Here is a 9,292-nt window from a genome sequence, read left to right as displayed (position 1 = left end):
CGTGGCCGGTGCAGGCGAGGCGGCCCTCACCATCGTGGGTGCCGACGAGCACCGGACCCGTGACGACGCCCGCATGACCTCACGCTACATGCCGCGAGCAGGCCGAGCGGCGGTAGCAGGGACTTCGCGGTGAGCCCGAACGGGACCGCCACCAGGTAGACGACCGGAATCCCGATCACCAGCAGGGCGAGCTGGAGCAGCGCTCCCGTCAGGTTCTTCCGCACAGGGGTGTTCTTACCGGAACACGAAGAACGTCACCGCCGCACCACCTGCTCCGAGCAGGAGTGCGATGAACCCGGCCGCCACGGGGTGGCGGAACCAGCTGCGGTTGTAGTCCAGCGCGGCCCGGCCGGGCCCGGCGAACAGCGCCGCGAACGCCATGCCCGCGAGTGCCAGTTCCAGCTCCACGCCGTTGGGGCCGAAGAAGCCGCCCTTGTACTTCAGCGCGATGACGTTCGCCATCACGGCCAGCAGCCCGGCGGCGGCCAGCGGCGTGAACAGGCCCAGCACGATCAGGCTGCCGCCGGCGAGCTCCGTGACGCCGGTGACCCAGGCGAGGACGACCGACTCGCGGTAGCCCATCGACTCCAGCGACTTGGCGAAGCCGTTGATGCCGGGACCGCCGAAGAGACCGAAGACCTTCTGCAGGCCGTGCAGCACGAAGATGCCACCCAGCACGGCGCGCATCCCGAGCAGGCCGAGGTCGGGGCCGGCGGTCCAGCCGAACTTCTTGCGGTCGTCGTCGAACGGGTCGTCGTCCACCTGGTTGTCCACAGTGGACTTGTCCAGCGGGGTGTAGCCCGTGGTGTCGAACGCCTTCGTCGTGGAGTCGTACGGCGACGCAGCGCCTCCGTCGACTCTGGTGGTGCTGTCGTCGAAGTGGTGCACTCCCCCTCCGCTGCTCGAATAGAACGAGTCGTCGGAGAAAGCGCTCGATGTCTTCGAGCCTTTGTCGTGAGTAGCCACGCCCGCACGCTAGGGGGCCCGAAACGGGCGCGCGAGATCCGAACGGCAGCTTAGGTTCACCCTAATGGACTAGGGGCTCCCTAGTAAGCGCCGTTCACCAGGTTGCGCGGACGTTCCCCCGCAACGTAACGAGCGATCTCCGAAGCGACGACGGCGTATGCGCGATGCGCATGTCCCGTGCAGGATCCGGCCACGTGCGGGGTGAGCAGCAGCCCCGGCGCGGTCCACAGTGGATGATCCTCGGGCAGTGGTTCGGGATCGGTCACGTCGAGAGCCGCGCGCAGTCGCCCGGAATTCAGTTCCGCGAGCAATGCATCCGTGTCGACGACGGGTCCCCGCGCGCCGTTGACCAGGATCGCGTTGTCCTTCATCGCGGCCAGGAACTTGGCGTCGACCAGGTGCCTGGTCTCCTCGGTCATCGGCGTGAAGATCACCACGGCGTCGAACTCCGGCAGCAACGACGGCAGTTCGTCCACGCCGTGGATGCCGTCGCGGGCGGTGCGGCCGACGAGCACGGACGAGGCGTTGAACGGTTCGAGCCGGCGTTGCAGCTGCTCGCCGAGGTCGCCGGCGCCGACGATGAGAACCTTCTTGTCCTGCAAGGTGTCCGTCAGGTGGTAGTCCCAGCGGCCCTCGACCCGAGCCCGTTCGAAAACGAGGAACTCTCGGTAAATGGCAAGGAGAGCACCGATCGCCCACTCCGCGGTGCTGCCGCCGTGGGCCCCGCGGCAGGTGGAGAGCAGCACGCCGTCGGGGATCTTGCCGACGAAGTTCTCCGCGCCCGCGCTCAGCAGCTGCACGAGCTTGAGGTTCGGCAACTGCGCGAACACATCACGCGGGTCGGTGCCGGCGAGGAACTTGGGCACCAGCACCTCGGCGTCCATCCCGTCAGCGGGCAGCGGCTGCCCCGGCGTGTAGCGGACCGGCCGGACACCGTCCACCTGAGACAGCGCCTGAACTCCGAAGTCATCTGGCACGAGCACGGTGAGCGTCACGAGGCAAACGTACGTCAGAATGTCTGCCATGCGGGAGCACGACGTCATCTCCTGGGACGGCACGAAGATCCGAACGTGGCAGACGGAGGGTGACGGCCCTCCGGTCCTGATGTGCCCCGGCGTGGGCTCCGGACCCGAGTCGTGGCCGTCGCTGGCCGACCGAGGCGGCCTGCTCAGCTGGTACATGCGCGGCACGATGGGCTCGGACAGGCCCGTCGACGAGCGCAACATCTCGCTGGACGACCACGTGTCGGACGCGCTCGCGGTGCTGGACGACGCGGGCATCGAGCGGTGCGTCGTCATCGGCTGGTCGATGGGCGTCACGATCGCGGCCGAACTGGCGTTGCGTCATCCGGAACGCGTGGCGGGCCTGCTGCTCGTCGCGGGCGCGCCGGGCGACTCGTTCGACGCGATGCTGCCGGTGATCCCCAGGAACGTCCGCCGGTTCGTGAGCAACATGAGCACGCGGGTGCTCAAGCAGGCCGGTCCGATGCTCGACAGCGTGCTGCACCGCGTCCCGGTGACGGACGTGACGACGTTCCTGTTGCGCCACAGCGGCGTGATCAAGCCGAGCAGCGACCCGAAGGCCGTGACGCAGGCAGTCGGCCGGTTCCTGCAGCACGACTGGCGCTGGTACTTCACGCTCGCACTCGCGCTGGGCGAGACGCAGCGCCAGGACCTCAGCCCGATCGTGTGCCCGGTCACACTCCTCGCCGGGCGGGACGACCTGCTGGCGACCACGGAGAGCATGGCCGGTCCCGTCGGCGCGCTGCCCCAGGCACGGCTGAGGGTGTTGCCCTGCAGCCACTACCTGCCGCTGGAGGCGCCCGAGATCGTCAGCGCCGAACTCGATCTCCTGCTGGACCGGGTGCGTTCGGTCGATTTCGCGACCGCCGAGGCGTTCACTGAGGGTTCACGGTCGCGGACCTAGCCTGGGCGTCGTGGTTCGTTCCATCGCGTTGCTGACCGCCGCCTGCCTGCTGGCAGGGGGCTGTGCGAGCTTTCCCGACGAGCCGGCACCCACGAGCTGGAGCGCACAACCACAGCTGACCCCGCAGGCCGGGCCGAAGCCCGAGCTGCCCGGCGAGTTCCGGCCGGCGCCGGGCGAGCAGGGCAAGGGGCAGACGCCGCAGAGCGTGCCGCCGCCGCAGGGCTGCAAGGACTTCAACCCGGCGGTCATCGCCACCTGCCTCAACACCGTCACCGGCGTCGCCCCGATCGGCGCGGACGCCCAGGGCGGCGTCGCGGCGTACGCGACGGAACGCGGCGGGCGCCTGGTCAAGGTCACCAAGGACGTCGACCCGGTCGTGATCGCGCAGATCGAGGTGGACGCGTCGGCCGACGGCGGGCTGACCGGGCTCGCGCTGTCGGCCACGTTCGCCGAGGACCAGCTCGCGTACGTCTACGTGACGACGGCGACGGACAACCGGGTGCTGAGGATCGCGCCCGGTGACACGCCCAAGCCGATCCTCACCGGCATCCCCAAGGGACCGTCCGGCAACCGCGGCGTGCTCGCCAGCGACCGCCGGGGCGGGATCCTGGTCGCCACCGGTGACGCCGGGAACCCCGCGCTCGCCGCCGACCCGAACTCGCTCGCGGGCAAGGTGCTGCGCATCGACGGCTCCGGCAAGCCCGCCCAGGGCAACCCGACGGCCGGCAGCCCGGTGATCACGTCCGGGCTGCGTCAGCCGGGCGGTCTGTGCGTGTCCGCGGACGCCCAGAAGATCTGGGTGACGGACTGGTCGGCGAACTTCGACGCCGTCTACCACGTCGTGCCGGGCAAGCTCGGCGACGCCGCGTGGACGTGGCCGGACCGGCCGGGCGTGATGGGCTGCGCGTCGCTGACCGACCTGCTGTGGGTCGCTACGGCCAAGACCCCCGGCCTGCAGAACCTGCCGATGAACTCCGTCGGCGCGTTCACCGGCAAGCCGACCCTGACGATGGACGACGCCGGCGGCTACGGCCGGATCGGGCCGATCGAGGCGCTGAACGACTCGTCCGCGCTGATCGGCACGATCAACAAGGTCGGCGGGCAGCCCGTGTCGTCGGACGACCGGGTCGCGATCATGGTGCGCACGGGTCAGAACGCCGGCAAGGACTGAGTTCTACCCGAGCAGGGCGAACTCGCTCCCGCCGTTGCGCCACCAGCGCGCGTAGACGTCGCTCTCCTCGACCAGCCTGAGATACCCGGCCGCGACCTGCTCGCACAGGTCGTCGATCTCCTCCGCGACCGGCGCGTCCAGCCGCCAGGCCAGCACGACCTCGCGGACCAGCGGGTTTCCGATGACCGGAAGCCGCGCGACGCCGGGCGGAGTGCCGCCGACCGGGTAGAGCGGGCACACCGCGCCGGACTCCCTGATCAACGTCGACGCGACGTGCGCCTCGCTGCTGAAGTGCGCGATCCGCTGCTCGAACCCGGCTTTGGCGCACTCCCGCGCGAAGTGGGCGTTCATGCCGCTGTCGTCCGGCTCGGGCATGATCCACTTGTCCTCGGCGAGTGCTTCGAGCGGGATCTCGTCGTGCGGTGCGCACGGATGGCACTCGGGCACTCCGACGAACAGCGGCTCGCGTGTGAGCAAGCGGTGTCCCACGTTCGGCGGAAGGGTCAGCGGAGTACCGGGAAATCGACGCATTACCGCGAGGTCGAGTTCACCCGTGGTGAGCAACGCGGTGAGCGTCCCGGTTTCCTTGATGGTGCGGCTCGTGACGTTGTCCTTGAGCGCGCTCACGAGTAGTCCGAAGTGATAAGCGGGGATTCCGGCGAGCCTGGTAGGAGCGCTGGCACTGAGCGTGTTACGGCGCGTTACGCGTTGCAGAGTGACCAGCTGGGTGAGCATCACGCGCGCCTCCTGGACGAAATCCGCGCCCGCCGGAGTGAGCCTCACCCCGTCCACCGCACGGACGAACAGTGCGCCGCCCAGATGGTCCTCGATGCGCTTGAGCTGCGTCGTCACCGCAGGCTGGGTGAGGTGCAGACGCGCGGCCGCCTTGCGCAGGCTGCCGCAGTCCGCGATCGCCACGACCAGTTCGAGGTGCCGCACTTCAAGACGCATACGACTCATGTTATCGCTCAATGTAATATCCCCAATACCCTCCGGAATCTCGCGTGAGACGCGGCGGTCTCGATACGTTCGGTCGCGTGATGGAATTGGCCGAGCGCGCGACGCACACCGATGCGGTGCTGTTTTCCGAGCGCGCAGTGAAAACGTTTCTGGAGGCCGCGTCCGCTGAATACTCGTTCATCACCGAGGACGAGCCGAGACCGTGTTTCGCGGTGCTGCTGGGCCGCTCGGCGGGTAGCGAGGCGGTGGTCGAGGAGGTCGCGTTCGGCCGCAACGCCCGCCTGACCGACCCGTCCGCGCGGGAGGAGTTCGCGTCCACGATCGTGCCGCGGTTCGGGACGGCGTACGAGAACCCGGTGCGCGCGTGGTGGCTCGATCCGGCCGACCTGCTGACGATCACGCGCGCGGCCGACGCCAGGGAACTGGACGTCCTGGGCTCGATCCACCTGCACCCGGACTGGCACCGGCTCGGGCCCGAGTGCGAGCGCGACCGGCCGTTGAGCGACAACCCGACGCCGATGGACGAGCACATGTTCCGCAGCAGCGGATGGCCCGTGAACGTCGTCTGCTACCTCGAACGCCGCCACGGCGGCCTCTACTACTCGCTTGCCGCGTGGGACGCCGAGTGCCTGCGCCTGCCCCTGAGGACTTCACATGACCGAACAGATCTATTCGCTGTGGCAACGCATGGAGCAGGGCTGGGCTGACGGCGACGGTGACGCGTTCGCCTCGGTCTTCGCCCAGGACGTCGACTTCGTGACCGTGCGCGGTGAGGAGCTGTTCGGAAGGCGCGCTGTCGCTCTGGGCCACGGGCAGCTGTTCGCGGGGCCGTACCGCGACACCGAGCTGACCGCGGAGATCAGCCTGATCAGGCCGCTGGCCGACGGGATCTCGCTCGTGCACGTCACGTCGTCCATCGCCCCTGCGGGCATCACGACCCACGCGCAGGCCGTCGTCGTGCAGCGCTCCGGCGGGTGGGAGATCGCCGCGTTCCACAACATGATCCCGAAGGGGAAGTGAATGAGCAGGCCTCGGTTGCGCCACATCGCGTTCGTCGTGCAGGACGCGAAGGAGATGGCCGACTTCTACACGTCGAAGTTCGGGATGTCGTTGTTCCACACGGATCCTGACGGCAGCCACTTCGTCACCGACGGGTACGTCAACCTGGCACTGATCCAGCAGCGGCTCGACGGCGACGTGCCCACCGGGTTCAACCACTTCGGGTTCCAGGTGGAGTCGGTCGAGCCGTTCCTGGAGACGCTGGAGCCTCGGCCGGCGCTGCGCGGTGGAGATCGGCCGTTCGCGGAGTACCGGGCGATCGACCCCGAGGGGAACTGGTTCGACCTCTCGGCCCACGGCTTCCTGCCACCTGGAGCCGCGGACGCCTGACGTTTCTCCGGCGGAATGCCGGGGAACCCTCGTGCGGGGTACTGAAAGAGCAGGGCGGGGAAGGCTGTCGGGGCTTCCCCGCCCTGCCCTGTTCCTAGCGGGTGCCGGTCCAGTAGATCGCCCGCGCCACCTGGGCGTACAAGCCCTTGGTGTGGTTGCGGAACATCGGTTCGGTGCCGAACAGCACCACCTTCGACCCACCCGCCGACGTGCCGGAGACCACTGCGGCCTGACCTGCGGCGTCGGGCTGGCCGCCGGTGCCGTTGTCCCGCGGACGCCAGTGGCCGGACGAGATCACCGTGCTGCCGTAGCGCTGGTCGACCGTGACACCCGCGCCGAGGTTCGTGAACCACTGCGGCGAGTAGACGAACGACTGCGGCAGCGCGCCGGTGCCGACCGGTCCGGCGCCGTTGACCACGTTCACGACACCGTTGGCGTCCTCCCAGCCCGCGACCGGCGTGGCCTGCAGCAGGTGAGCGTCGACGTTGAACTTGCCACCGGTCGCGCCCCGCGTGATCACCCCGCCGCGCTGCAGGAACGCGTCCAGCCCGGCCTTCGCGGTGGCGTTGAGCTGCGGGTAGTTCAGGCCGGACGACACGAACAGCACGTCGATCCGCGACCAGTCGAAGCCCGCGTTCAGCACGGCCGTGGAGATCGTGCGGACGTCGAACCCGGACTCCCGCAGCACCTGCAGCTCGTCCGGCCCGACCGCGGCGGCGATCGTCTTGCGCTGCAACGCCGTTCCGCCCGCCTTGGCCGTGGTGAACCGCACGCCGTAGCGGTCGGCGACCTCCGACGCCGCGAGCCTTTCGGCGGCCGGCACCACGATCGTGCCGTCGTCCTGGCGGCGCAACGTGATGCCGCGGCCGAGCAGGTCGTTGACGGCCTGGGCGTCCTTGGCATCGTTCAACGTCAGCGCCAGATCGGCACCAGGAGCAGCGTCGACGTTGCCGGTCGGGGCCGCCGCGACGACGTCTTTGCCGCGGAAGTCGAACGAGCCGTTCTTGAAGATGTCGACGGAAGCACCCCACAGCAGGCGGTGGCTCCAGCCCGAGATGTCGTACATCACCGGGACCTTGGCGCTGATGTCGCTGCCCTGCTCCAGCATCACGTTCGCGAGCGCGCGCTTCGGCTGGTGCATGTCGACGACGTACGACCCGGCCGGATAGCGCTTACCTCCCAGCGTGAACGCCTTCTCGGCGCGTTCGACCCGCACGTCGTGGGCAACGAGGTGGTCGACGAGCCTCGACGCGGCCGGCGCCGAACGGTCGTTGGTGATCACGTAAGCGCGTGGGAACTCCGTGCGGTAGCGGTCTTCCGGGCCGAAGCCCGGCACGAACCCGTCCGGGATCTCGCGCTGCGGCTCGCCCGCCTTGCCCCGCCGGAACATCTCGACCTGGTTGGAGATCAGCTCACCGCGGTGGTCGTCCACGTAGCCGATCGTGGTCTTGATCGTGGACTCGACGACGTCGGTGTTGATGAGCGCACGCCGTTGCAGCTCAGCGACCGGCAGAGTGTCGTACGCCTGACGGTTGACCTGCTGCGGGATCTCGATCGTGTACGAGATGGCGCCGTGGTACATCGAGTACTGCGCGGTGTAGATCGGCGCCCAGCCGTCCCACACACCGGGGTCGTAGTCGCGGAACGGGATCTCCGGGTGTGCCGTCTCGGGATGACCGAGGCCCTGCACGCCCTTCTCCATCGCGAGACCGTTGGCGTACCCGTGCTTGATGTACAGGTCGAAGTCGTAGTTCTGGCCGTGCGGCGGAGTCGTCGGCTCGATGAGCGTGTTCTCCGAGTAGCCGTGCTCGTCCAGCATCATCAACGGCTGGGTGTGCTCGACGATGTCCCGCATCACCCGGTTCTCGGGCTGCGAGCTCGTGGCGAAGTCGCGGTTGAGGTCGAAGCCCGCGTTGTTCTGCCGGGTGCCCGCGACGCGGCCGTCCGGGTTGGCCGTGAGGTTGAAGTAGATCCTGCTGCGCCGCAACAGGTTCTGCACGTCGCGGTCGTTCGACGTGGCGAGGTGCTCGATGACCCGCAGCGCGCCGTCGGTGCCTTCCCACTCGTCGCCGTGGATGTTGTTGTTGATCCAGATCGGCGCCTTGTAGAGACCGGCCGGAACCTTGCGGCCTTCCTCGATGTTCGCCCGGAACTGTTCCTGCAGACGGGTTTGCACCGGGCTCTCCGGCGCGGTCAGCGTGACCAGGTACAGGTCGCGACCCAGTCCGGACTGGCCGGCGACCTCGACCGAGATCCGGTTGCTCTTCTGCTGCAACGCGTTCAGCTTCGGCGCGAGCGAGTGGTACGGCGCCAGGTTCAGCTTGATGGTCTTGTCGGCCGGATTTTCGGGATATGTCCTGAGTGTTGTCCTACGCGGATAGCCCTGGTAGCGATCAGACCTGTTCTCCCCCTTGGCCTGGATCGCCTGAGCGGAAATCGTGTCCAGAGCAGCGACTTCGTTGCGCTCAGGCCCGTTTCCGGGTTCTCGGTCGGAGTTCGACGGTTGTGCTGTTCCGTTGACGGGCGCCGCCACCGCCGCGGTGACCGCCAGTAGAACAGCGAGCAGAGTTCTGCGCATGCGGTCGTTTCTCGCACAACGGCCCGTCTATCGACTAGAGCCGATAGGCGGGCCGTTGCATTCCCCTCGGTCAAGACCTGAACCAAGAGAGTGGCACAAGATCTCGCGAGTGAGCGAGAAAAGTTCACCAACCGCAGCAGCCAATAGGTTACAAATCACCGCTGACCAGCGCGTTCAGTTCGTTGAACGATGACAACCACCCGAACGGCCTAGCCGGTTGATTCCACGGCATTGGCTCTGTTGGCGTCTGCAAGTACCACCAACTCTTGATCAAATCGCCGCTGGTCACACCCAACCGGCCG

Annotated in this window: 10 protein-coding genes; 5 read left to right on the top strand and 5 right to left on the bottom strand. The window is 68.2% G+C overall.

Annotated features, from left to right (window positions below):
• Positions 1-26 precede the first annotated feature (26 nt).
• From ABZX92_RS43870 to ABZX92_RS43860, 3 genes are all read right to left on the bottom strand, one after another.
• Positions 27-224 (bottom strand): hypothetical protein, encoded by a 198-nt coding sequence (locus ABZX92_RS43870; RefSeq protein WP_355571793.1) that lies wholly within the window; start codon positions 222-224, stop codon positions 27-29.
• Between the two features lie 10 nt (positions 225-234).
• Positions 235-966 carry a DoxX family protein gene (locus tag ABZX92_RS43865; protein WP_355571791.1) on the bottom strand — a complete coding sequence of 244 codons (732 nt, stop codon included), beginning with the start codon at positions 964-966 and terminating at the stop codon, positions 235-237.
• A gap of 80 nt (positions 967-1,046) precedes the next feature.
• On the bottom strand, positions 1,047-1,991 hold the full coding sequence (locus ABZX92_RS43860; protein WP_355571789.1) for a 2-hydroxyacid dehydrogenase: 945 nt from the start codon (positions 1,989-1,991) through the stop codon (positions 1,047-1,049).
• On the opposite strand from ABZX92_RS43860, the gene ABZX92_RS43855 reads away from it, so the two are divergent.
• Positions 1,990-2,892 (top strand): alpha/beta hydrolase, encoded by a 903-nt coding sequence (locus ABZX92_RS43855; RefSeq protein WP_355571788.1) that lies wholly within the window; start codon positions 1,990-1,992, stop codon positions 2,890-2,892. The two genes, ABZX92_RS43860 and ABZX92_RS43855, sit on opposite strands and share 2 nt — an antisense overlap.
• A 10-nt stretch (positions 2,893-2,902) precedes the next feature.
• Entirely contained in the window at positions 2,903-4,063 is a 1,161-nt protein-coding gene (locus ABZX92_RS43850) for a PQQ-dependent sugar dehydrogenase (RefSeq protein ID WP_355571786.1), read from the top strand.
• Positions 4,064-4,066: 3 nt separating this feature from the next.
• On the opposite strand, the gene ABZX92_RS43845 is transcribed toward ABZX92_RS43850, so the two are convergent.
• Complete coding sequence (locus ABZX92_RS43845) at positions 4,067-5,014, bottom strand: LysR family transcriptional regulator (RefSeq protein ID WP_355571784.1); 948 nt, start codon at positions 5,012-5,014, stop codon at positions 4,067-4,069.
• Between the two features lie 146 nt (positions 5,015-5,160).
• On the opposite strand from ABZX92_RS43845, the gene ABZX92_RS43840 reads away from it, so the two are divergent.
• From ABZX92_RS43840 to ABZX92_RS43830, 3 genes are read left to right on the top strand one after another with little or no spacing between them, the layout of a single operon-like run.
• Complete coding sequence (locus ABZX92_RS43840) at positions 5,161-5,730, top strand: hypothetical protein (protein ID WP_355571782.1); 570 nt, start codon at positions 5,161-5,163, stop codon at positions 5,728-5,730.
• Positions 5,678-6,043, top strand: coding sequence for an SgcJ/EcaC family oxidoreductase (locus tag ABZX92_RS43835; protein WP_355571780.1), 366 nt, complete (start codon positions 5,678-5,680; stop codon positions 6,041-6,043). Before ABZX92_RS43840 ends, ABZX92_RS43835 begins: the two co-directional genes overlap by 53 nt.
• Positions 6,044-6,412: a VOC family protein gene (locus tag ABZX92_RS43830; RefSeq protein WP_355571778.1), complete on the top strand. Its 369-nt coding sequence runs from the start codon at positions 6,044-6,046 to the stop codon at positions 6,410-6,412.
• A 94-nt stretch (positions 6,413-6,506) separates the two neighbouring features.
• On the opposite strand, the gene ABZX92_RS43825 is transcribed toward ABZX92_RS43830, so the two are convergent.
• Complete coding sequence (locus ABZX92_RS43825; protein WP_355571776.1) at positions 6,507-8,990, bottom strand: M14 family zinc carboxypeptidase; 2,484 nt, start codon at positions 8,988-8,990, stop codon at positions 6,507-6,509.
• Positions 8,991-9,292: the final 302 nt, after the last annotated feature.

The sequence above is a fragment of the Lentzea sp. NPDC006480 genome (assembly GCF_040611995.1).
Lineage (GTDB): Bacteria > Actinomycetota > Actinomycetes > Mycobacteriales > Pseudonocardiaceae > Lentzea.
Note: the sequence above shows the minus strand (reverse complement) of the source record. Positions and strands in the feature narration are given on the sequence as shown.

Coding starts and splice junctions, on each gene's coding strand:
- ABZX92_RS43855 (WP_355571788.1), top strand. CDS start 1,990: ATGCGGGAGCACGACGTCATCTCCTGGGACGGCACGAAGATCCGAACG.
- ABZX92_RS43860 (WP_355571789.1), bottom strand. CDS start 1,991: ATGGCAGACATTCTGACGTACGTTTGCCTCGTGACGCTCACCGTGCTC.
- ABZX92_RS43845 (WP_355571784.1), bottom strand. CDS start 5,014: ATGCGTCTTGAAGTGCGGCACCTCGAACTGGTCGTGGCGATCGCGGAC.
- ABZX92_RS43835 (WP_355571780.1), top strand. CDS start 5,678: ATGACCGAACAGATCTATTCGCTGTGGCAACGCATGGAGCAGGGCTGG.
- ABZX92_RS43830 (WP_355571778.1), top strand. CDS start 6,044: ATGAGCAGGCCTCGGTTGCGCCACATCGCGTTCGTCGTGCAGGACGCG.
- ABZX92_RS43825 (WP_355571776.1), bottom strand. CDS start 8,990: ATGCGCAGAACTCTGCTCGCTGTTCTACTGGCGGTCACCGCGGCGGTG.